At 30.8% G+C, this 24612-nt stretch carries 22 protein-coding genes; 15 read left to right on the top strand and 7 right to left on the bottom strand.

The window, feature by feature from the left end:
• The first annotated feature begins 31 nt into the window (after positions 1-31).
• The 3 genes from H526_RS32315 (at position 32) to H526_RS0106900 (ending at position 2852) form a co-directional block, all read left to right on the top strand.
• A complete protein-coding gene (locus H526_RS32315) occupies positions 32-571 on the top strand; it encodes a hypothetical protein (RefSeq protein ID WP_027392325.1) in 540 nt (179 codons plus the stop codon).
• Between the two features lie 65 nt (positions 572-636).
• Positions 637-1323 carry an ABC transporter ATP-binding protein gene (locus tag H526_RS0106895; protein WP_027392326.1) on the top strand — a complete coding sequence of 229 codons (687 nt, stop codon included), beginning with the start codon at positions 637-639 and terminating at the stop codon, positions 1321-1323.
• Between the two features lie 71 nt (positions 1324-1394).
• Complete coding sequence (locus H526_RS0106900) at positions 1395-2852, top strand: sodium:solute symporter (RefSeq protein WP_027392327.1); 1458 nt, start codon at positions 1395-1397, stop codon at positions 2850-2852.
• Here H526_RS0106900 and H526_RS0106905 read toward each other — a convergent pair.
• Positions 2829-3194: a CoA-binding protein gene (locus H526_RS0106905; protein WP_027392328.1), complete on the bottom strand. Its 366-nt coding sequence runs from the start codon at positions 3192-3194 to the stop codon at positions 2829-2831. The two genes, H526_RS0106900 and H526_RS0106905, sit on opposite strands and share 24 nt — an antisense overlap.
• Before the next feature lie 424 nt (positions 3195-3618).
• On the opposite strand from H526_RS0106905, the gene H526_RS0106910 reads away from it, so the two are divergent.
• On the top strand, positions 3619-6039 hold the full coding sequence (locus tag H526_RS0106910; protein ID WP_051336025.1) for a TonB-dependent receptor: 2421 nt from the start codon (positions 3619-3621) through the stop codon (positions 6037-6039).
• Positions 6040-6304: 265 nt separating this feature from the next.
• Here the strand turns inward: H526_RS0106910 and H526_RS0106915 are convergent, their stop codons facing one another.
• From H526_RS0106915 to H526_RS0106930, 4 genes are all read right to left on the bottom strand, one after another.
• The gene (locus tag H526_RS0106915; protein WP_027392330.1) at positions 6305-7315 is read right to left on the bottom strand and encodes a 3-oxoacyl-ACP synthase III family protein; all 1011 of its coding nucleotides are present in this window, start codon (positions 7313-7315) and stop codon (positions 6305-6307) included.
• 221 nt (positions 7316-7536) lie between these two features.
• Entirely contained in the window at positions 7537-7818 is a 282-nt protein-coding gene (locus tag H526_RS0106920; RefSeq protein ID WP_027392331.1) for a T9SS type A sorting domain-containing protein, read from the bottom strand.
• 1348 nt (positions 7819-9166) lie between these two features.
• Complete coding sequence (locus H526_RS0106925) at positions 9167-10474, bottom strand: ABC1 kinase family protein (RefSeq protein ID WP_027392332.1); 1308 nt, start codon at positions 10472-10474, stop codon at positions 9167-9169.
• Positions 10475-10509: 35 nt separating this feature from the next.
• Positions 10510-11175: a TetR family transcriptional regulator C-terminal domain-containing protein gene (locus H526_RS0106930; protein WP_027392333.1), complete on the bottom strand. Its 666-nt coding sequence runs from the start codon at positions 11173-11175 to the stop codon at positions 10510-10512.
• Between the two features lie 257 nt (positions 11176-11432).
• On the opposite strand from H526_RS0106930, the gene htpG reads away from it, so the two are divergent.
• The 8 genes from htpG to H526_RS0106970 all read left to right on the top strand — a co-directional run bounded on the left by htpG (position 11433) and on the right by H526_RS0106970 (position 21040).
• Entirely contained in the window at positions 11433-13319 is a 1887-nt protein-coding gene (htpG, locus tag H526_RS0106935; RefSeq protein WP_027392334.1) for a molecular chaperone HtpG, read from the top strand.
• Positions 13320-13470: 151 nt separating this feature from the next.
• Positions 13471-14451 (top strand): response regulator transcription factor, encoded by a 981-nt coding sequence (locus tag H526_RS30695; protein ID WP_051336026.1) that lies wholly within the window; start codon positions 13471-13473, stop codon positions 14449-14451.
• A 99-nt stretch (positions 14452-14550) separates the two neighbouring features.
• A complete protein-coding gene (locus tag H526_RS28540) occupies positions 14551-17814 on the top strand; it encodes a protein O-mannosyl-transferase family (protein WP_035084636.1) in 3264 nt (1087 codons plus the stop codon).
• 172 nt (positions 17815-17986) lie between these two features.
• Entirely contained in the window at positions 17987-18220 is a 234-nt protein-coding gene (locus H526_RS0106950) for a thioredoxin domain-containing protein (protein WP_027392335.1), read from the top strand.
• Between the two features lie 70 nt (positions 18221-18290).
• Positions 18291-19013: a hypothetical protein gene (locus H526_RS0106955; protein ID WP_027392336.1), complete on the top strand. Its 723-nt coding sequence runs from the start codon at positions 18291-18293 to the stop codon at positions 19011-19013.
• Positions 19014-19020: 7 nt separating this feature from the next.
• Positions 19021-19284 (top strand): DUF2024 family protein, encoded by a 264-nt coding sequence (locus H526_RS0106960; protein ID WP_027392337.1) that lies wholly within the window; start codon positions 19021-19023, stop codon positions 19282-19284.
• Positions 19285-19352: 68 nt separating this feature from the next.
• The gene (locus H526_RS0106965; protein ID WP_027392338.1) at positions 19353-19958 is read left to right on the top strand and encodes a MarR family winged helix-turn-helix transcriptional regulator; all 606 of its coding nucleotides are present in this window, start codon (positions 19353-19355) and stop codon (positions 19956-19958) included.
• Positions 19959-20191: 233 nt separating this feature from the next.
• Positions 20192-21040, top strand: coding sequence for a DUF6503 family protein (locus tag H526_RS0106970; protein ID WP_027392339.1), 849 nt, complete (start codon positions 20192-20194; stop codon positions 21038-21040).
• A gap of 68 nt (positions 21041-21108) precedes the next feature.
• Here the strand turns inward: H526_RS0106970 and H526_RS28545 are convergent, their stop codons facing one another.
• Positions 21109-22266, bottom strand: a complete 1158-nt coding sequence (locus H526_RS28545) for a M12 family metallopeptidase (RefSeq protein WP_245591191.1) — start codon at positions 22264-22266, stop codon at positions 21109-21111.
• Positions 22267-22547: 281 nt separating this feature from the next.
• Here H526_RS28545 and H526_RS0106985 point away from each other — a divergent pair, with 281 nt between their 5' ends.
• From H526_RS0106985 to H526_RS0106995, 3 genes are read left to right on the top strand one after another with little or no spacing between them, the layout of a single operon-like run.
• On the top strand, positions 22548-23009 hold the full coding sequence (locus tag H526_RS0106985; RefSeq protein WP_027392341.1) for a hypothetical protein: 462 nt from the start codon (positions 22548-22550) through the stop codon (positions 23007-23009).
• Positions 23009-23356 (top strand): DoxX family protein, encoded by a 348-nt coding sequence (locus H526_RS0106990; protein WP_027392342.1) that lies wholly within the window; start codon positions 23009-23011, stop codon positions 23354-23356. The genes H526_RS0106985 and H526_RS0106990 overlap by 1 nt, the downstream gene beginning before the upstream one ends.
• A 12-nt stretch (positions 23357-23368) precedes the next feature.
• Complete coding sequence (locus tag H526_RS0106995; protein WP_027392343.1) at positions 23369-23971, top strand: alpha-ketoglutarate-dependent dioxygenase AlkB family protein; 603 nt, start codon at positions 23369-23371, stop codon at positions 23969-23971.
• A gap of 34 nt (positions 23972-24005) precedes the next feature.
• Here the strand turns inward: H526_RS0106995 and H526_RS0107000 are convergent, their stop codons facing one another.
• Positions 24006-24419 carry a DoxX family membrane protein gene (locus H526_RS0107000; RefSeq protein ID WP_027392344.1) on the bottom strand — a complete coding sequence of 138 codons (414 nt, stop codon included), beginning with the start codon at positions 24417-24419 and terminating at the stop codon, positions 24006-24008.
• Between the last annotated feature and the right edge of the window lie 193 nt (positions 24420-24612).

A 24612-nucleotide genomic window follows, 5' to 3' on the forward strand; every position in this document is an offset into this window, starting at 1 on the left:
GTTTTTTAAAATCAAGTCATATTTTCGGTTTTTGATTAAATCTACTAACCAACACGGTGTACATTCCCCTTTTGTTTATAATTTAGTTACCAAGTGTTTTTATGATTCAAAAAAAAAAGACGCATATCCCAGAATAAAATTAATTCTTAAAAATAATACTGTTGATATAAATTTTAAAAATGCTAAACTTATAAACCGATTAATACCGTATCTAGATTACAAATCAGGTTTAATCCCTGAAAAACCCTCTAATAATATTGCAGAGATTTTAACCCTTAATAATTCCATTTCAATTTCTAATTCTGAAACCAACAACAAAAAATACGATTTCATATATCTAAACATCAACAAACTGCAAGAAAATCCAGAATATTTAGAAACATTATTCTCTAGAGTTCATAATGATTCTCTACTTCTTTTACAGGCCATACATTCATCGAAGGAACATCAGTTATTTTGGAAAAAATTACAAGATCATTACAAGGTTAAAGTTACTATAGACACTTTTGATTTAGGCTTTATTTTTTTTAGAAAGGAACAAGAAAAAGAACATTTTACAATTAGAGTGTAACAACTTCTTCATTGATGCGTCATATAAGCTAAAATCGTATCTTACGGCTATAATTAATTCATCGCATGGAAAACGTTATCGATATTAAAGGTATCATTAGAAACTTTCAATTAGGTCAAGAAACAGTGTATGTACTTAAAGGCATTGATCTAGAAATAAAACGAGGAGATTATATCGCTATCATGGGACCTTCTGGATCTGGAAAATCTACACTTATGAATCTTTTAGGTTGTTTAGACACCCCAACAGATGGGACCTATAACCTTAATGGAAATGATGTTAGCAAAATGACCGATGACGAATTAGCAGATATTAGAAATAAAGAAATTGGTTTTGTATTTCAGACTTTTAATCTTCTACCAAGAACTACAGCCTTAGATAACGTAGCACTGCCTATGGTTTATGCTGGAACCTCTAAAAAAGATAGAAATGCAAGAGCCGAAGAAGTATTAACAGATGTAGGCTTAGCAGATCGTATGGACCACAAACCAAATCAACTTTCTGGTGGTCAACGACAACGTGTTGCGGTTGGTCGTGCATTGGTTAACAAACCTTCCATTATATTAGCAGATGAACCTACTGGAAATTTAGATTCTAAAACTTCATTAGAAATCATGCAGTTATTTGATGATATTCACGGAGCTGGTAACACTGTAATTTTGGTAACTCATGAAGAAGAAGTAGCTGCTCATGCGCATCGTGTAATACGATTACGTGATGGTGTCATTGAGAGTGATACCAGAAACAGATAACTTATAATTTCAGGTTGGTATCGTAAAAATATTAATTCGTATTTTGGTGTTTTACTAATTCGAATTTTTATATGCAACCCATACATATTCTACTTTTAATCGCCGCTTACTTTGGTGTATTACTTTTAATTTCATATTTCACAGGAAAAAGTTCGGGAAACGAAGCCTTTTTTAAAGCGAATAAACAATCTCCTTGGTACGTAGTTGCTTTTGGTATGATCGGTGCTTCATTAAGTGGAGTTACATTTATTTCTGTTCCTGGATGGGTTGAAGGGGCACAGTTTAGCTATATGCAGATAGTTTTTGGATATCTGGTTGGTAATTTTGTTATTGCATATATCTTAATGCCAATTTACTATAAGTTAAACGTCACCTCTATTTATCAATATCTAGATGAAAGATTTGGAGTAGTAAGTTATAAAACAGGAGCTTTCTTTTTCTTTATATCTAGAGTTTTAGGTGCTTCTTTCAGACTCTATCTTGTGGCAATTGTATTACAACAATATATTTTTGACGAATGGAATGTACCTTTCGAAATTACCGTTATACTTTCTATACTATTAATCTGGATATATACCTTTAGAGGAGGGATAAAAACAATCGTTTGGACTGATACGTTACAGACATTATTTATGTTAATCGCCTTAGGAACCGCAATCTATTATATTAATAATCAAATAGGATGGTCTTTTTCAGAATTTCTCTCTTCAGAGGAATTAAAAAATTATGATAAAATATTTTTCTTCGATAGCTTTTTAGAAAAGAATCATTTTTTCAAGTCATTTATTGGTGGTATGTTTATTGCCATCTGTATGACTGGATTAGACCAAGATATGATGCAAAAAAATCTAACCTGTCGTAACTTAAAAGAAGCACAGAAAAACATGGTTTCTTTTAGTTTTGTATTGATTGTGGTCAACTTTATTTTTCTTTTACTAGGCGCTTTATTATTCATATATGCTGATCAATTTAATATTGCCACCCCAGTTGTAGATGGAAATGTAAAAACAGATTTGTTGTTTCCAGAAATCGCAATTAATGGCGGATTAGGCATCGTATTAGCTATTGCATTTATACTTGGATTAGTTGCTGCTGCATACAGTAGCGCAGATAGTGCTCTAACATCACTAACAACTTCTTTCTGTGTAGACTTTTTAGGTATCGAGAAAAAAGAAAAGCAAAATCAAGTAGCGATTCGAAAAAAAACTCATATTGCCATGAGTGCCTTGTTAATCATCGTGATTATAGTTTTTAAACATGTATTAACGGAAAATGTAATCAGTAATTTACTAACCGTAGCTACTTTTACTTATGGTCCACTTCTAGGTTTATTCGCATTCGGAATTTTTACTAATTATAAAATCAAAGATAAATACACGTGGATTGTAGCTTTAATATCTGTTCTAATTATTATTGGAGTATGGAAAATACCTTCTGAATTCATTGGTGGTTATAAAATCGGTTATGAATTACTTCCGCTCAATGGATTACTAACATTTCTAGGACTAATACTGATTCGTAGAAAGTAACACCAAAGTACAAGCTACTTCTATATCTATATTCGCTTGTCTTAAAACCTTATAAAGCTCTGGGTTTTCAGTTCCTGGATTAAAAATGACTCTTTTTGGATTAAGGCCCACTATATATTTATAGTATTGTTCCTGACGGGTAGGATTTAAATATAAAGTAACTGTATCAACATTTTCGAAATCTACTAAATCTGTTTCAATTTGAACTCCTGATACTTCCCCTTCACGCAATCCAATTGCTATAACATCATGATTAAAACGCACCAGCTTATTTATTGCCAAATTAGAATATCGATTGGATTTTAAAGAAGCACCTAATACTAAAGTTTTTTTGGATGTCATATGTATTAATTTGATTGCAAAATAAAGTTAATCTATCCATTAAAAGTTAAAAATAAAGGCTAAAATGTTAAAAACAAAAAACAGGTGTAACATAAGTCTTACCACTCACGTCTTATAGGTAAAGAAATATGATTTTTCATAAATTTAGTTAGTTAGTTACTTAATAATCAAATTTTATTCATAGTTGATGGTTAGTGTTACTATTTGATTATTATAAGAAGACCGCCCCTAATTAAGGGGCGGTTTTTGGTTATATAATTTATTGTTAAAAAAAAAATATTAGTGTAACAGAATTTAGAATGAATCGTCATATATCAAACACACGATTAATCAACGTGTTTAAAACAGGGAAAACAAATGCTTTTGTATTATGCAATACAAAGTACAATGCTTAGCATAATTATCAATCAAATAAACGTTCGAAATGAAAACAATCAATCCACCGAGCCAACAGGCAGGCCAAAAAGCAATTTTATTATTTTTATTATTTTGCTTTTCTCTTGTCATAGCGCAACCCAGTAATAATGTAATACTAGGAACAATCTCAGGAAAAGTAATTGACAAAAATCTTAACCAACCTATACCGTACGCGACTATTATAATTAATGACGGCGCTGACAAATTAATCAGCGGAGGTATCACTACAGAAGATGGCACATTTTCAATTACAGATATCCCCAACGGAAATTACATTTTAAAAATACAGTTCATAGGATATAAAAGTCATAGTCAACCTATCGAAATTTCTAAGAAAAGTAAAAACATTAATGTTGGCACTGTTTCATTAGAAGAAGAGGCACAAGCTTTAGATGACGTAACTATTATAGCTGAACGTACAACCATTGAACAAAAAATAGATCGAAAAGTAATTAACATCGGAAAAGATCTAACTACTACTGGTGGTACCGCAGCAGAAATAATGCAAAATATCCCATCTGTAAACGTAGATCAAGATGGTAATATAGCACTACGTGGTAACCCAAATGTTCAAGTTTTAATTGATGGCAAGCCAACAAATATCTCGCCAACTCAATTATTGAAACAAATACCATCAACCTCTATTAAATCAGTTGAACTTATAACGAATCCGTCTGCTAAATATAACCCAGAAGGTATGAGTGGAATCATCAACATTGTATTGCGTAAAAACGCTAATATTGGATTTAATGGAAACATAAATCTTGGAGTAAACTGGGATAAAAATGCTAGATTTAACAGTTCTATAGACCTAAATTACCGAAGTGGAAAAATAAATGTCTATGGAAATTATGGTGCAAATATTACAAAAAATCTAAATCAAGGGTTTGTATTTAGAGGTGACCAAAATTATAGAACCGATTTCCGTTTTCAGGATAATAACAAATCACATTTATTCAAAGTAGGTTTTGATTATTATATAAATGAAAAAAACACCATATCATTATACACCAATCAAAACATATTTGATGGAAAAACTATTGGAACCACCGACATTTTGTTTTTTGACAACCCAGAAAATAACATTTTTCAGGATCTAATTAATAAAAGTGACAATTTAGGATCTACTTATAATTTTGATTATAAGCATGATTTTAAAAAAGAAGGGCATAATATAGAATTAGAAGTTGATTATAATGTTTTTGAAGGTGACAGCAATGATGACTTTAATTTTGCAGGAGGATTAACTCCCAATTATGATGACATATTAGACAATGAAAGAACGAATACAACAATCAATCTTGATTATGTAAATCCCTTATCAGAAAAAGCTAAATTAGAACTAGGATATGAGGGGCGATTAAGACGTACAGACAATGAATATCGCTCTACACTTTTTGATGATTCTAAATATCGTTATGATAGAGATATTCACGCTATATATGCTACTTATGGCAAAAATTATGAAAAGTGGTCATATCAATTGGGAGCTAGATTAGAAAACTATCAAGTAGAAGCAATTTTTAATAATGAAAAAGTATTTGAAGATGATATTTTTACAATATATCCTTCTGCATATTTAACGTATACACCTGGAGAAAAAAACAGTTACCAATTAAGTTATAGTAGACGAGTGGATCGTCCTGGTCTTAATCAAGTAAATCCTATAAGGGAATGGAGTACACCAAGGATTACCTCTAGAGGAAACCCTGAATTAGATCCACAATTTACAAATTCAATCGAATTAAATTATACACGTAAATTGACTGGAGGCTCAATTACAGCAGGTACATTTTATCGTCTAATTAATGATGAAATTAATCAAACCTTACTAGCTGATCCAACTGTAGAAGAAGGTCAGATACTTACTTTTGAAAATTTTGACAATAACTCTGCGTATGGAATAGAAATTTCAAGTAATTATCGTCCTACTAAATGGTGGAATTTTAATGCTAGTTTTGATTTATACGCACAAACACAAAAAGGAATTGTGGAAGATATTGTAGAAGTAAATGGAATGGATGAGATTGTACAAGTCGCTAGTGAAGTTGATGCTGTTGTCTATAATTTTAGAATGAATAATAATTTTAAAGCTACCAAAAACCTTACTTTTCAAATATTCGGATTTTATCGCGGAGAACAGGAAGGTATCCAATTTAAGACAAAACCTTTCTATTTTATTAATACTGGTGCTAGATACAATTTCTTACAAGGGAAAGGAACGGCAAGTATAAACTTCAATGATATTTTTAACACTATGCGTTTTAGATTCTCAGGTGATTTTCCTTTCGAACAAAATGGACAATTCCAAGGAGAGACACAAACAATATTTCTTGGATTATCTTATCGTTTTGGTAGTGGAAAAAACAGAAAAGTCTCAAGGAAGAGAAGAGACAAAAATGAAAAAAGTGGCGGTGGAATCCTCTAAATAAATCAATTAATATGTTAAATTCATAAAATATATCTATAATATTTGTTAAATTTAAGTATTAATTAAAAAAACGTTGGTTAGTTAAATATTCTTAAAAAACGTACTGTTTTTGTAACACTATCCAATTTGTTACGTCTATTATAGTAGTACCATTTGGTTATAAATTATTTGAATTAGCCTTTAAAAAAAAATAACCCAAGTACATATAAAAAATCGCGAAACGATGTTTCGCGATTTTTACTTTATATATTTCCTTATAATACTACCATTTAATAATAGCACTCCCCCAAGTAAATCCACTTCCAAAAGCTGCTAACACTACAAGATCACCTTCTTTAATTTTACCTTCTTCCCAAGCTTCCGTTAACGCAATTGGAATTGAAGCGGCAGTAGTATTTCCATATCTTTGAATATTATTATAAACCTTGTCATCAGATAATTTAAACTGTTTTTGAACAAACTGAGATATTCTGAGATTTGCCTGATGTGGAATTAACATATTAATATCCAAAGGAGTAAGATTATTTTCTTGTAAGCCTTCATTGATAACTTCAGAAAAACGAACTACTGCATTTTTAAACACGAATTGCCCATTCATATATGGATAATAAGGAATGTTCTCTTGATCATTCTCTGCGATGATTTCTGGTACCCAATGATCAGTACTAGGACCTTCTAACGAAAGTTCTTTAGCATGAGCTCCTTCACTATGTAAGTGGGTAGATAATACGCCACTTCCATCATCTTTTTCATTTCTAGATAAAACCATTGCTCCTGCTCCATCACCAAATATAACAGAAACTCCTCTACCTCTAGTAGTCATATCCAATCCCCCACTATGATTCTCACTTCCTATAATCAAAACATTTTTATACATTCCTGTTTTGATAAATTGATCAGCCACAGATAATGCATACACAAATCCGCTACACTGATTACGAACATCTAAGGCCGGTACAGTTCCCATATCCATCATATCCTGAACTCTTACTCCACCTCCAGGAAAGTACATATCAGGACTAAGTGTCGCAAAAATAATTAGATCAATATCATCTTTTGACAACTTTGCTCTTTCTAAAGCTATTTTAGCTGCTTTTACTCCCATTACAGAAGTACTATTTCCATCCCCTTTTTTGATATGTCGTCTTTCTTTTATTCCAGTTCGTTCCTGAATCCAAGCATCATTGGTATCCATTACTTTAGAAAGATCGTCATTAGTTACAACATTCTCAGGAACATAGCTCCCTAATCCTGTTACTTTTGAAGTATACATATATTTTTAATATTGAGTGTGTATTGTGTGCAATAATAGCTAAATACTATAGTTGCTAAAAAACTGCAGAGCAAGATATGTATTCTTATGTTTTTGATAAAAGAAACTGCAGTCTTATTGTATGCACGCATAATAAAATCACCATATTCTCCATTTATATATCAAAAGTAGCCTCAGGAAATAATATGCTTATTGACAAAACCTAACACAAAAAAGAATAGTCAAAACTTTAATATTTCTTTCGATATTTTATTCACATTATCAGTAACCTCAACCCTATACATTCCTGAAGGAAAAGGACTTAAAGACAATTTATATCTCCTAGACAAATTATTTTTTGATTTTATAATTTGCCCTTCTTTATTATATAAAACATAAGAAACATTAGCATCCTCTTCATCTAAATCTATATAAATAGCATTGGAAGATTGAACTAAATATACCGAAAATGCATACTCCAAAGTTTCCTTTAAATCATTTTGAAATATAGAATGTGTATTCATATTAAACTATTTTCTTGTTTTAAAACAATAACTATTAGTATTTTAAACAGAACTAATATTAAGAATCATCATGATTAAAACTACTGATTTAAAATATCTGAGAAGAGCGAAAACTTTTTAGAAAAATCACTTTTTTCGACTAATGACTAATAAAATCTACAAACGTATATCAATAACAACCTTCAATTATCTTTTTCTAAAAAAACAGAAAAACAAATTAAATAATTTTTAGCTTCTAATAGGATAATTAATAAAACACTTCATATCATAATACTAACATTGGAAAAATCCCTCATTAAAAATTTGAAATAAAGTTCACACCTCTTATGAAACACAAAACTACTTTCTTTCAAATAGTACGATATATCGACAAAAGAGTTTATAAAATGTTAAAATCCCCGTTTGAACCCATAATACTATTTGTTAAATTAAATATAAAATATCGTTAATTTTACACATTAAATAACTTAATTAAAGGTGATTAAAATATTTAAAAAACATAACAGTACGCTAAAACCATATTTTAATTAAAGTAAAACCATATTTATTATCGAAGTGTAATTCCTACATTTGACCCGAGGCTGTTATCATAGTAAAAATTCAAAAAGAGCAACCAACTCTAAATCATAAACTATGAAAACTATATTAAAGTTTTACCATCTTTATTTAGGCAAATCCAATTCCATTTTAATCAGGAATCACTGGATTCAATCCTATGGAATGTATCATGAATAGATTTGATAAATTCCATCGTGTATTAACCAAAACCTCTTTATTCTTAATTGCCTTAATAATCGTCTTACTTATTGTCTACATCATTCTTCAAGTTTTTTAAGAATAAACTAAGAGAAGATTAAAAACACATATAATGATTCATTAATATATAACACACAGAAAAACCAATCTAGTAAACCCTGAAAATCTGTTAGTTAAGATAGCAGCCTCAATTTTCAATATTTCACAGAATTGGTTCCGGGAACTAGACAATAGTTCCCGGTTTTAAAAAATCACAAACGCAATACTTTATTTTGGTGTTTTAAAGTGCACAGCGGGTTATTTAGTATTGTCGTTTTACCGGAGGTTTTCTATTATTAAATAATAAGCCTCCGGATTTAATTTGTCCCCAACCAAAAAAATATCTTTGAATTAAACTTAACACACAATCATCAAATTTAATTTTAAAAGGTGTTTTCCGGGAGCTAACCCCATAGCTTCCGGTTTTTTTTATAAAAATATCAGAATCATTCTTGATCTTATACCAAAAAAAACGAAAGGCACGCCAACCACAGCATGCCTTTCTAACAACCTAACCAATAAATAAACAAACCAAAGTCAGTCGATTGACCGACTAAAGGTAATTTTCAAAATTTTTAACACGAATCGTCGACTTGAGATCGTGCAATAAATTGTATAAACCGAAAAATGTTCTATTGATATACAAAAAATGCTTACTTCCTCTATTACCATTCATCTTTCTTAACTCTGTATCTTTTGAATATTTTTCACTTAAATCTGTTATTTTATTCCAAAAATCTTCATCCGCAAAATCATAAACCTCTTCATTAAAAGGTTTAGTGAATAGACTAAGCATTTCATAGAACAACTCCGAGAAAAATGCTTTCTCTTCTGCCGAATCATCTTCTCGGAGTATTTCCAGTTCGAACATCTTTAGAGCAAAAAAATCTGGGTTTTCGATATTTTCTTTATCAGCTAACTCAAAATATGGAGTATAAAACTCTAAAGGAACTTTTTTAACACAACCGAAATCGATTGCTATTAAATTATCGTCTTTATCTACAAGAAAATTCCCTGGATGAGGATCGGCGTGCACGGCTTTCAGTACATGCATTTGATACATATAAAAATCCCAAAGTGCTTGTCCAATTTTGTCAGCTTTTTCTTGATCAGTATTTTCTTTTGCAAATTCGCTTAAGTGAACACCATCCATCCAATCCATAGTGATGATCCGCTTACTGGATAAATTTTCATAATAATTCGGGAACCTTAAATTAGGAATCCGCGAACAAGAACCAGTAATATCCTTGCTTTGCTGTACTTCTAAAACGTAATCGGTTTCTTCTAGTAGCTTACCTTCTAATTCCTGAAAATATTTATCAGAATCTTTCCCTTTTAAATTAAACATTCTGATGGCGATGGGCTTTACCATCGCCAGATCAGAACTTATACTGTCTGCAACTCCAGGATATTGAATTTTCACAGCAAGTTTTTTCCCGTCTTTAGATGCCTTATGTACCTGTCCGATACTGGCAGCATTAACAGATTGAGTTGCAAACGTATCATATAATTCTTCCGGATATTTTCCGTGATATTTCTTAAATGTTTTTCTTACCAGTGGCGCAGATAATGGAGGAACGCTAAACTGTGCTAACGAAAATTTCTCCACATACGCACTTGGTAAAATATTTTTTTCCATTGAAAGCATTTGCGCAACTTTCAACGCGCTACCTTTTAAATTTTTTAACCCATCATAGATATCAGCGGCATTACTCTCATTTAATTGATCTCTTGTTATATTAGGGTTCACCGCTTTTTTACTATAATATTTTAGATAATTACCACCTACTTTAACTCCCGTCTTTACAAGTTCGGTAGTTCGTCCAATTTTTGATGTAGGTATTTTATCAATTGTCTTCATATTCCTCTTCTATTCTTTAATTTACTCTAAAACATCTAGTTCCACATCGTTTTTTCTTTCCATAGAAACTTTCCAAAATCCAACACACTACTCAAAGGTGTATTATCGAATAAATCGAAAATTGTATGTACCGATTTTTCTATAGCAACATCCGTTTTTTCGAATCCTGGAGATTCATCTTGCATCCAGAATTTTAATAGAAATAAAAATTGTAACCAAGCTCCCTCTGAATATATAGACACCGGATTTTTGGCTATCCTAAACATTTTATCATCATTATCAACCTCAATTAATTCCTTTGCAAAACTTTTAATATGATTTCGCAAACTTTTTAATTGCCCTAAATTTTTAAGCGGCATTTCATGATATTTCAAAACTAAAAGAACGTAGCTCCTGTTTAGCGTTAGTAATTCAAAAAAAGTAAAGAAAAATGTTAGCATTTTATCCTTACTCGATAAAGAATCATATTCTTCATTTCCATTCATAGCATCTATAGTAGTACTAAAAAAAGTATTCCAAATTCCTTTATTTACACTATCTAAACTACCAAAAAACTCATAAAACTCTTCTTCCTTAATTTTTGACTCTTTACAAAATTTATATACCGATTTAGGGTACATATCATGTTCGAGTACATAGTTCATGTACTTTGTTATAATATACTGACTATCTACAGTTTGTTTCTTATTAGATGCTGCCATAATTCTCATTTTACAGAGTAAAGATAATCATTGTTTAACTTTTTTAGAAAAAACTTGAACAAAAAAATTGTTAAAGTTGTTTCATAAAAAATGAAACTTAATTCCCTTTCTTTTTAATAGACGAAATTGTATTAATATACTTACGTTTTTGTATTCACAATTTTATTTCAATGTCAGTTTGTCAGCAAAATATAATTGGTATTTTTTTTGACTATAGAGAATCACAATAGTGATAATTAAAACTAAAACATAAAAAAATGGCAACAGGAAGTATTAATGTATCGGTAGAAAACATTTTTCCTTTGATTAAAAAATTCTTGTATTCGGATCATGAGATCTTTTTAAGAGAATTAATATCTAACGCAACAGATGCTACGCTAAAATTAAAGCACTTAACTAATATAGGAGAAGCCAAAGTAGAATATGGTAATCCTAGGATTGAAGTTAAAGTAGATAAAGAAAATAAACGATTACATATTATTGATCAAGGAATCGGTATGACAGCCGAAGAAGTTGAAAAATATATCAATCAAGTTGCTTTTTCTGGCGCTGAAGAGTTTTTAGAAAAGTATAAAGACAGTGCCAAAGATTCTGGTATAATAGGACATTTTGGACTTGGTTTCTACTCTGCGTTTATGGTTGCGGAAAAAGTAGAAATCATTACTAAGTCTTTTAAGGATGAACCAGCTGCTCATTGGACTTGTGATGGTTCTCCTACCTATACTATAGAAGCTCACGACAAAACCGAAAGAGGTACTGAAATTATACTTCATATTGGAGAGGAAGATACAGAGTTTCTTGAAGAGAATAGAATCAGTGAATTATTGGTGAAATATAATAAGTTTATGCCTGTTCCGATTAAGTTTGGAACTAAAACAGAGACTTTACCAAAACCAGAAGGAGCAAAAGAAGAAGATCCTGCACCTACAGAAGAAGTTGACAACATTATTAACAATCCAAGTCCAGCCTGGACAAAACAACCTTCTGAATTAAAAGATGAAGATTATAAAGGATTCTACAGAGAGTTGTATCCAATGCAGTTCGAGGAACCTTTATTTAATATTCACCTTAACGTCGATTATCCATTTAACCTTACTGGGATTTTATATTTCCCTAAGCTTGGTCAGGATATGAATATGCAGAAGGATAGAATTCAATTATACCAAAATCAGGTATTTGTGACGGATAACGTAGAAGGTATCGTTCCTGAATTCCTTACGATGCTTCGTGGTGTTATTGATTCTCCTGATATTCCTCTAAACGTTTCTAGATCATATCTACAAGCTGATGGCGCTGTAAAAAAGATTTCTAGTTACATTACTCGTAAGGTAGCAGACAAATTAAATTCTTTATTCAAAAATGATAGAGAAGATTTTGAAAAGAAATGGAATGACATCAAAGTAGTTATAGAATATGGAATGCTTTCTGAAGACAAATTCTTTGAAAAAGCAGACAAATTTGCATTATATCCTACTGTTGATGATACTTTTTTCACTTTTGATGAATTACAAGAGAAAATTAAAGATAGTCAAACAGACAAGGATAATAAGTTAGTAGTCTTATATGCATCTGACAAAGATGAGCAACACGCGTACATATCGGCTGCAAAAGATAAAGGATATGAGGTATTATTACTAGACTCTCCTATCGTTTCTCATTTGATCCAAAAATTAGAAACTAGCAAAGAGAATATTTCTTTTGTTCGTGTAGATGGTGATCATATTGATAATTTGATCAAAAAAGATGAAGAAACTATCTCTAAATTATCTGATGAAGAAAAAGATAGCCTGAAGGCTGATTTGGAAAAGGTTATTCCTGCTGAAAAGTATACAGTACAGCTAGAAGCTATGGATAGTAATGCTTCGCCGTTTATGATTACACAACCAGAATTTATGCGTCGTATGAAAGAGATGCAACAAACTGGAGGTGGTGGAATGAACATGTTTGGTAATATGCCGGAGATGTACAACCTTATAGTAAATACTAATCATGATTTAATTAGTGAAATAAAGGACACTAAAACTGATAAAAAGAAAGAACGCCTAATCAAGCAATCTCTTGACTTAGCAAGACTTTCTCAAAATTTACTAAAAGGTGAAGAATTAACTGAATTCATCAAACGTAGTTTTGATATGATAAAGTAGTTGTAGAAATACTAACGTTTTTAGAATATAGATTATAACACCGCTTCACTGTCTAATCAGTAGAAGCGGTTTTTATTTCTGATATATATATGTATTACATATTTTATTATTTTTACAACATCACTCTTTTCTATTAAGATAATAAGACAAAATGAGAACTAAAATTTATCTTTTCATATTAATACTCTGCATTGGTTTTAATACGAATGGACAAGAAATCGTGTCAGGCTATTTACATATAGAAAACCCAAAAGATTGGGAACAAGAAGTATATCTAAGTAAGGTAGAATTAAATGAAAGTAATAACAGCTATACATATACTCCAATAGCGTCATCAGATATTTCTGAAAAAGGATACTTCGCTTTTGATCAAAAATGGTTTAATACTACTGATCATATATACAAAATCCACCTCAACCCTATATCAGAATCAAAAAATAAAGAATTAGTTAAAAATTCAAAGTTATTTATTTTATCAAAAAATGATTCTATTCATTTCGAAAAAGGAGAAACATTATTTTCAAGTTATTCTACCAATAACCAAGCTGATAAAGAATGGCAACAGTTAAAGAAATTTGAATCTAAATTTGAAAGTTTACACGATAACTTTGATACTGAAGAATACTTACTGAGGACAAAAGGATATATAAAAGACTCTTTACAAATACTATTGGTAAAATTAATCAGTATTAAAAAACTTGATGATAAAAAATTACTAGAAAGAGACATCAAAGAAAATACTGCATATTATAACAGCTTATTAAAAGAATTAAAATCTAGCGAAATTGATCCTTCTTTATTTATATATCTTGAGAACAAGCTTTCTTTAGTTGATAAAAGAATTACCGAAAAAAAATATTCTTTAAGTATGTTCTTAAATGGGATTGCTGGGTTAATTATACTAACACTTATCTTTTTAATTATAAGAAAACGAAAAAAAGGAAATAGTACTCCTATAACAGTATTAAGCAATCAAGAAAACACTATCAAGGAGTTAATTATATCTGGAAAGAGTAATAAGGAAATTGCTAATGAATTATTTATTAGTATTAATACAGTAAAAACTCATATCTCTAATATTTACAGCAAGTTAAATATAAGTAGTAGAAAAGAATTATTAGTTAAAAAGTAAAATCATACCCGTACTAGTACTTTATTACGACTTCTAAAATCACACTTTTTTTAATATATACACTTCTTTTGATTACCAAAACAAAGGCAATCAAAACGAATGAATATTTCTCTTTTTAAAAAATGGAATTTAGTACTTGGCTGGACCGTATTTACTATTTCTTTGGTAGTATATATAATAACTGCAGAACCTACAAATAGTTTTTGGGATGTAGGAGAATACATTTCTGCTTCTTCTAAACTGCAAATTGGACATCCTCCAGGTGCTCCTTTATTTCAGATGATCGGTGCATTTGCTTCTCTTTTCGCTACTGCTCCAGAGCAAATAGCATACACCTTAAATATTACCTCTGGAATTGCAAGTGCATTTACTATATTATTTATGTTTTGGTCGATTACCTTGCTTCTTAAAAATCTAGCAATTTCTAGATCAAGTTTTACAACTAGCTCAGCCATAACAATACTAGGTAGCGCCTTTACTGGCTCCTTAACATTTGCTTTTACTGATAGTTTTTGGTTCAATGCAGTAGAAGCCGAAGTATACGCCATGGCTACTCTTATACTATCAGTTATGTTCTATTTAGGGCTTTTATGGCAGCGGGATATGAATACACCTAAAGGAAACAAATGGATCATTGTAATTTCATTTATTATTGGGCTATCTTTTGGTGTTCATTTTATGGGATTGCTTTCTATTCCTGCAATAGGTTTGTTATATTATTTCAAAAACTATAAAACCGTAACGTTCAAAAATTTTATTGTTGCTAATAGTATTGTAGTAGCTACATTACTTTTCATTTTTAAAATGTTACTACCTTACACATTAGCATTTTTTGGAACTTCGGAAATATTCTTTGTAAATTCTATTGGATTGCCTTTTCACTCAGGAACTATAATAGCAGGTATTAGCTTGATCATTTGTTTTTATATGGGCCTTCGATATACCAGAAAAAAAGGGTATCCTTTGATGAATACTTCTCTACTCTGCATTCTTTTTATTCTAATAGGATTTTCTAGTTGGTTAATGATTCCGATTAGAGCAAATGCAGGTACTGTTATAAATGAAAATAATCCAAATAACGCTCGAGAATTATTAGCTTATTACAATCTAGAACAATACCCAAAAACTCATCTGTTTTACGGACCTCAATTCTCTGAAATATACGGAAACTTAGATGAACAAGAACCCTATTTAGACGACAAACCTAAATATGAAAAAGACATAAATACAAAAAAATATGTGATTGTTAATGATTGGAAAAATGCACGACAAAACTTAGATAATACTCATAAAACTTTATTACCAAGAATGTGGAGCACAGAACATATTAGTAATTATATGTTATTCAGTGGACCTTTAGAGTTCTCTGTTAAAAATGAATATCAAGATCAACAAGAACTGATTGACACAGTCATTGATTTTAGAAAAAAGTATGCGTCTGGCGAATTAGATTATGATGATTATCACAAGTTCTTAGAGTCATTCGGTCAGTTTTTAGATATAAAACCACCCTCTTTCTTTGATAATGTATCCTATTTATTTCAATACCAAATCAACTATATGTATTGGAGGTATTTTATGTGGAACTTCGTTGGAAGACAAGATGATGTCCAAGGCAAACTATCTTCTTTGCATGGAAACTGGCTCAGTGGAATTCCTATTATCGATGAATCTCGTTTAGGTTCTCAAAACAATTTACCAACGGATACATTAAAAAATAAAGCAAGAAACACCTACTACTTTCTTCCTTTAATTTTAGGGTTAGTAGGATTCGTTTTTCACTTCCAAATGGATAGAAAAAATTTCTGGGTATTATTGGTATTCTTTTTATTTACGGGGTTGTCATTAAAAATATATCTTAATGAAAGACCTTTTGAACCAAGAGAAAGAGATTACGCCTTGGTGGGTTCTTTTTATGTATTTGCAATTTGGATTGCATTTGGAGTCTATGCTCTTTTTGATATCTTAAAAAATCAGATTAATACTAAAAAGGCTGCATATTTAGCTATTACAATTTCATTACTTGCAGTACCTTCATTATTAATTTCTCAAAACTGGGATGATCACGATCGATCCAATCGATACACTGCTCAATCTTCTGCAAAAACGTATCTATCTTCTTGTCAGAAAGATGCTATTTTATTTTCTATTGGAGATAATGATAGCTTTCCATTATGGTATACACAAGAGATAGAAGGTTATCGGACAGATATACGAATTTTAATTACGAATTTATTGGCTACAGATTGGTATGTTGATCAAATGAAAAAGGCAGCCTATGACGGCAAACCTGTACCATCACAATTAGAACACAATTTTTATGCATATGGAAACAACGATGCTGTTTTCTTTAAAGAGGTAACAAAGGATACCATGCATATTAAAAACTGGATGAGATGGATAACTTCTAATGATCCAAGAACGAAGGGTGAACTTATGAATGGAAAAACAGTATCTACCTTTCCTACTAAAAACATTAGGATTCCGGTTGATAAAGAAAAAATCCTTAAAAATGGTATCGTTTCTGAAAAAGATGCCGATAAGATTGTACCTTATATAGATATTCATTTAAAAGGAAATTACATCCCAAAACATAGATTAGTCATGTTAGATATCATTGCGAATAACAACTGGGAACGTCCTATTTATTTTACAGGAGGTAGTTTTGGCGATGACGATTACATCTGGATGAAAGATTATTTACAGCTTGATGGAATGACCTATAAACTTGTCCCTATTAAAACAAAAGTAAATCCAAAAAATCCTTATCAATTAGGAAGAGTGAATACGGATATTATGTATCAAAACGTAAAAGCTTGGGACTGGGGAAATGGAGATAGTACAGAGATTTATCACGATCCCGAAACTAGAAAAAATGGGATATCATACAGGACCAATTTAGGTAGACTCGCAAATCAATTAATAAAAGAAAATAAGTTAATTAAAGCAGAAGAAATTTTGGATTTAGGAATAGAAAAAATGCCTTTGGAATTCTATGAATATTATACTCCTTTACACGATTTTATAAATAGTTATTATCAGATAAATAAGCATGAAAAAGCAAGGCCTCTTTGGAAACAAGTAGCTAAGAAATATCAGGAACAATTACAATACTTTGCAAATCTATCCTATGAAAATCAACAAGAACATTTCGAAAGTATTATGGACAATGTAACATATTATAGAGATCTTATAGACACACTTGTTGAAAATGAAGATACTGACTTAATCGATACAGAAATAGATTTATTTAACAAGTATATAGGCTTATTTCCAAGATTTTTTACTAGAAGAGAAAAACCTTCATTAGAAGATGAAGAAAACTTATTAAAGGAATTAAAATCAGAACAGGAAATTAGGTGATTTATAAATAAACTAAAACTAATAACAAAATATGCTTTTATAACATCGATACGTTATTTATCATGGATACGACTAAAGTTATTTTGATGTTAAAATTTATAAAAAATATTATTTAATTAGGATTCCTTACTATATTTGTTTCAGAATTTTTTAAACCTTAAAAATTATCAAAATGAGTAAATCAATTTTTTATCATGCAGGATGTCCCGTTTGTGTAAGTGCAGAACAAGACCTTATACATCTAATCGGAGCTTCAAATGTAGAAGTTGTTCATCTAGGAGAGGATCAATCACTAATTAGTAACGCAGAAAAAGCAGGTGTTCAATCGGTTCCAGCGCTAGTGACAGCTAACGGCAACGTATTACATATTAATTTTGGCGCATCTTTATCTGATGTAAAAAAATAAAAAAATTTAAATTACATAGTTAGGATTCCTAATTAAAAGAATCCTAACTATTCTAAAACTAATAGAAATTATGAGACATATGTTTTTTTTAATACTGATACTATTAAGTAATGTATTATTTGCTTGTGACGAGTGCAAAAAATACGATAATGATAATTTAAAGATCATTGAAGTTAGTGTTATTCATCTAGAGGAACTATCCAGTACCATTTGGGAAATTAAAGTAAAAGGAAAGGCAGGAGAAACCACTCCTGAACCAGTAGGGCAGCTTCATGGGGCTCCAGTTTTGGGATATGTTTTTCCAACTACATTAAAACCTACCGATGTGGGTTTTAGTAGTACTGAAGGAATTATTGCCCTGGCATTAACATCACATCCCGATTTTGATGACACTCCTTTATGGGATGAAAACTCTGACAAGAGATATGATAACGATGGTATCGTATGGCATCCACATTGGGTAGTTCTGCATTCGGACAAAAGAGTCAAAGGTGGATTATCAGTAAAGCAATTTAAAAAAGATGATAAAACTATTAAACTTCCTCCTACTAATCCGGGAATGCCAATGTATATGGATTCTCCAGGTTTTCAAGTGATTACTAAAGGAAACTCAATCAAAGTAGTTATCCCCGATTACCGAATAAGCAATCAAACTAATTTCAAATTTGATGCAGTTTCCGCTTATATGCAGGTAAATACTGAAAAAAAAGAGTTTCCTATGCTCGGTGTTTATAAAGTATATAGTGTTTTAAGTACCGATCTCTCACTTCCGTATAATGTTGAATTCAAATAAAAAGAAAATGAAAATAGCTGTTTGGGATACTTATGTAAATCGAAAAGATGGATTGCTAATGCATTTTGACATCCTTGTTTCAAATGAAAGCATGGATGAAGATCAGGTTTTAGCATATGGAAAAAAGTACTTAAGTACTAAAACTTTTAAAACTCTTAGTTTGACTGCTAAAGAATGTAGGTTTTGTCATATTGAAACCGCTTCTCCAGAAATTGTAAATCTTATAGAAACTAAGGGTTATGCTATAATCGAAATGGAAAATTGTAATTAGTAATGAATTAACTAATTAGGATAACTAACTTTGCAAATAAGAAAGCAAAACTTTCTTATTAGTTTTATATGGATAAGAGTATTTTCAATATACCGTTTCAACATGAAGATATCAATGCTAAAATTGTTATTGGTTTAGAACGTATTTCTGAAATTTTCCGTGTTTTGTTATGGGAATATTCTAAAGAACTTAAAATAAGCCCTATACAGATTCAAATCTTGATTTTTGTAGCGTATCACAAGGAAAGTCAATGTACAGTTAGTCATTTAGCTAAAGAATTTAATCTTACCAAACCTACTATTAGTGATGCTGTTAAGGTCTTGGAGCAAAAAAAACTGATCTCCAAAAACAAAACATCCACTGATAGCAGAAGTTATCATATTAGTTTAACATTAAATGGAAAAAAGAGTGTTTCTGAAACAGAGAACTTTGCCAATCCAATTAGGAAACAAATTGATACCCTTAATTTTGAAGAGCAACAATCGCTATTTTCAACGCTTAGTTCTTTAATCTATAAATTAAATAAATCTGGTGTTTTATCTGTTCAGAGAACCTGTTTCGCGTGTAAATTTTATGAAAAGAAATCTGAAACCAATGATTTCTGTAATCTTATTCAAAAGGATTTAAGTTCTAACGATATCCGATTGGATTGTCCTGAATTCGAAAAAAAATAAAAAACCTCCTGACCCAAGTTTTCAGGAGGTTTTTGCTACATAATACATTACTCTACAAGCATATATATATTAGTAATCGATAAATGATTTTTGTTACTATATTTCTAGTATTTAACAAATATGACTTTACTATTCTAGCCTTATAAGGTTATCTATCTGTTACAATTTTCATAAAGATTACATCACTAGTTATGCTTTTAGTATTTTAGTTTACTGACACAAATAACCTCATTATGAAAAGAATCTTGATAATATTATTAACTATCTCTATATTAAGTTGTAATCAAAATAAAAAAGAAAAACAACCTGCTCCAGAAGTTACTGAGACTAAAGACCCTATTCCTGTGGAACCTAATGGCGGAATAGGTGACGGAGCTTTATCAATCTCAGATCATTTTATTAGCAGTATAGAAAAGGCGCATAAAAAAGAAAAGTTTTTAAATCACAAGGCAGTTAGTTTTTATATTAAAATTCTTTTCAACGGAAAAGAGCATTTAGAGGGTAAAGTTACGATGCTCACAAATTCATCGAAAATAAGAATTGATAAAAAAGATGATAGTAAGCTTATTTATGATGGGGAGAATGTATATCTCTGTCCTGCGGATGCAAATGATAAAGGAGCGCGTTTCGATATGTTTACTTGGACTTATTTCTTTGGGTTACCGTACAAATTAAGTGATCCAGGTACGAAATGGGAAATGCAAGATGATAGAACTCTTAATAATACCATACACAGCACTGCTAAACTTACTTTTGAAGCCGGAACAGGAGATGCACCTGATGATTGGTATGTAATTTATGCTGATCCAGTTGCTAAATCACTACAAGCTGCTGCTTATATTGTTACTTTCGGAAGTGATGGTGATATTTCTAACGCTGAGGCAGATCCGCATGCCATTCATTATAAAGACTTTATTACTATTGATTCTATCCCCTTTGCAACAAGATGGGAGTTTTATGGGTGGACTTCAGAAAAAGGAATGACCGATAAGTTAGGCGAAGCTACTATTAGTGATATTACATTTTTGGAAAACGAGGGCGAACTATTTGATGATCCTGAAAACTCTAAAATCATTGACTAAAAATATTAATTAAACAAAAAACACCGCTTTTAAAGCGGTGTTTTCTTTATTCACAACTTCAGTAAAGTTTACAATCCCGAAATTACGAATTCCTCCCAGTTCCCTATTGATATTCTATTACAAGTCATTGGTTGACCGCCATCTTCTGAACTAATGTACTTACCATTATTACCTTTTAATGCATACGTACTTCCTCCTCTATTTACTAATGTAAATTGTTCCCAAGATCCTATTTGTGATCTATTACAAGTAATAGGTTTAGCACCGTTCTCACTGCTTACATATTTTCCATTATTTCCTTTAATGGCTATTTTTCCACCACTCAGTGTTACTATTTCAAATTTTTCCCACACTTGTGGATTCGTTCTATTACAATTCATTGGTTTACTCCCATTTTCGCTGCTCACATATTTACCATTACTCCCTTTTAGTTCAATCATATTATTAGAAACCTGCGCTGGATACATTTTATTAATTCCAATAACATCACTATCAGACAAACCATTACGTTGAGCGTTATACGTATCTCCATTAATCCGAGTTATAGTAGGTTGACCATTTTTAGAAAAAGCATATGATCCATACATCATAATACTCCCAAGATCCAGATCAGAAGTGTATTCATTACCATCCTGATCTTGTTCTATATAAGTTTTAAAATTAAATTCTCTACCGCTTTGAATATTTTCGAAAACTACTCTTATGTATTGATCTCGATCCTTTCTACTTTGTTCATGCCATAATCCAATAGCATGACCAATTTCATGAATTGTATTACCAGTGGAACATCCATTTGCCAACGTAATATCTTGGCGCCCTCCAATACGTCCAACATAAGAAGAACACCCCGATCCATTTTTAAAATACACATAATTGGATTGGTTTGTACGTGGTACAAATCTTAACGCTGTTTTGGATTCCCAATGAGCTATTGCATTTGTTATTCGAGCTTGATTAGGCATTCCACTCTGGATAGTATAATACACGATATTATTAGGCCACCTCCCACCAGTTCTTCCTACTCCTTTATTTGTATCAGATAATTCTATTTTTATATCACCTTCTAAAATGTAATATTTATTAATACTCTCAACATTTATTTCTTTTCCATTTAAAATGATTTGCAATAATTCTCCTGTTTCATTCGGATATGCCTGCTCTAAGCTAAAATCATCATATATAGTTTGTTGATCATCGGACTGTAATTCTTGCGATTCGCATGACATTAGCAATATGCTTATCATCAATCCTATCCATAAGGGTTTGAAAATTTTAAAATAATCATTCATAATGTGAGTTTGTGTGGCTTTAAAAACAATACTATATTAACCATAACTTTTCTTTTAATTTTATGGAAAATACTAAGTGCCTTAAAACTTTTAAAAAACGACGTATATAAAAAAGTATTCGTTTACCCAGCGCAAAAGGACTTGATAATTGTATTATACTTTCTCTATTTTTTGTATCTTGTAGTAAACACAGGATAACCAAACTTAAATTCAAACTCATGACTCCATTATTCAAAAAATTACAACTACCTCCATCACTTGATGAGATATTAATATTGAATGAACCGGAAGGATTTTGCAAAGAACTAGATTGCCTAAAGGATGTTATAGTAAAAGAATCTTTGATACAAGTATCTGAAGTTGATTTTGCATTAGTCTTTGTTAAGGAACAAAAACAAATCGAAAACCGAATCGAAACTATTTTTCCTAAATTAGTTGGTGATGCTATTCTTTGGTTTGCTTACCCTAAGAAAAGTTCTAAAAAATATAAGTCTGAGATCACAAGAGATCATGGATGGGGAGTTTTGGGTGATTATAACTTAGAGCCTGTAAGACAAGTAGCTATTGATGAAGATTGGAGTGCATTACGTTTTAGAAAAGTAAGTTTCATAAAACATATGAAAAGAAGTAAAGATTTTGCACTCAGCAGTGCTGGTAAGGTAAAAACAACTGGGATTTAATGAGTTGGCATTTGTATATTTTATCCGGTGTTTTTATAATCGCCGGTATTTTTCACCTTATTAAACCAAAGGCATTTATGAGAATTATGCCGCTATATATTCCATATCACAGGCAACTGGTCTACCTAAGTGGTATCGCGGAAATTGTTGCAGGTATTGGTCTTTTATTTACTCAGACACGTTTTTTTTCGGTTTGGTCTATTATATGTATGTTAATTTTATTTTTTCCAGTTCATATACACATGCTTATAAATAAAAAAGCAGGTTTAAATTTGCCAAAATCAATTCTAGTATTTAGGTTATTACTTCAATTTGGCTTAGTTTATTGGGCACAATCATATCTTTAAAAAACAAAATCATTGGATCTATTTAGTTCTAAAAACGAACATATTCAGCTAAAAATGCCAGATGGAGATGTACATTATTATCCATTTCTTTTTGAAAAAGTTGAAGCTGATCAATTATTTAACCAATTAAAAGAGTCTATTCAATGGCAACAAGATGACATAAAGGTCTTTGGTAAAACCTATAAGCAGCCACGCCTTACTGCCTTATATGCTAATAATGAAAATACCTATTCGTACTCTAATATCACCATGCAACCTCATTTATTTACAGATAATTTATTAAAGATTAAAAAAAAGGTAGAAGATGTAAGTTCGGAGATTTTTACAACTTGTTTACTAAATCTATATCGCAATGGTCAAGATAGTAATGGTTGGCATTCTGATAATGAAAAAGAACTTGGTCCAGAACCAATAATCGCATCTGTAAGTTTTGGCGAAGAAAGATGGTTTCATTTTAAGCATAAAACTAAAGAACTAAAGCAAAAACTTTTATTACAACACGGTAGTCTACTTCTAATGCGTGGAAAAACACAAGAAAATTGGTTACATCAATTACCAAAATCTAAGAGAATTACAAATCCGCGAATTAATCTTACCTTCAGGATTATTAATTAAAAGGCTTTTAATCCCTATGAATAAAACATAAAATCTATATCATTAGATACATATCTCGAGAATAATCCATAGATTTTAAATTGTAATTATCTTTTTTCCATAATATTAGGGTCAGGATAAATAATCCTATATGTAATATCGACAGTCCTATTGAATTTACGTCTAATAAAAAAAGTGCCAAAAACAAAAACAAAATCGATGCACATATCAGGACTTTTCTTGTAAAATAACCAAGAATTAGAAATAACCCCAAAACAAACTCTTCAAAAGGAACTAGCGGAGCTAATGCTTCAACCAAGTCGTATTTAAATACCGTTGTTTTTGTAAAGTAGGTGTCAACTTCATTCAGAAATTCTGAATAAATAATTACGTTATAGGCACTATGTAGTGCCAAAAAACCTCCAAACAGTATCCGAACCACTGCATATAAATAAACTCTAAACTTCATTGCCGATTTGTGTGAAAAATTTGCAGGGCAAAAGTATAAAGTGTTCCTTACTGTCTACTTGTAGAATTATAGTAACTACTTGTACTTTTAAAACATAATTAGTTAATTATCAGTTAAATAAAGTAAAAACATTCAAAAACACTTGTACAAAACAGTTATTAGGTTTGATTTTATTTTTGTAACTTTAAAACAA

The sequence above is a fragment of the Aquimarina latercula DSM 2041 genome, from assembly GCF_000430645.1.
Lineage (GTDB): Bacteria > Bacteroidota > Bacteroidia > Flavobacteriales > Flavobacteriaceae > Aquimarina > Aquimarina latercula.